Origin of the sequence: Neobacillus niacini, from assembly GCF_023715415.1 — a bacterium.
GTDB lineage: Bacteria > Bacillota > Bacilli > Bacillales > Cytobacillaceae > Neobacillus > Neobacillus niacini_C.
This window is the reverse complement of record NZ_JAMBOB010000105.1, coordinates 1-246: the sequence shown is the minus strand read 5'-3', so window position 1 is coordinate 246 and position 246 is coordinate 1. Positions and strand designations below refer to the sequence as shown.

General features: G+C 51.2%; 1 rRNA gene. It reads right to left on the bottom strand.

Features of this window, described 5'->3' with window-relative positions:
• Positions 1–12 precede the first annotated feature (12 nt).
• Positions 13–246 (bottom strand): 16S ribosomal RNA (locus tag M3189_RS26770); the annotation flags it as partial.

Genomic DNA, 246 nt, shown 5'->3' with positions numbered 1-246 from the left:
CATTATCCTTAGAAAGGAGGTGATCCAGCCGCACCTTCCGATACGGCTACCTTGTTACGACTTCACCCCAATCATCTGTCCCACCTTAGGCGGCTGGCTCCTAGGACAAAACTTAACTTCCTATAATTACAATAAGAGGTTAAGTTTTGTCCCAGGTTACCCCACCGACTTCGGGTGTTACAAACTCTCGTGGTGTGACGGGCGGTGTGTACAAGGCCCGGGAACGTATTCACCGCGGCATGCTGA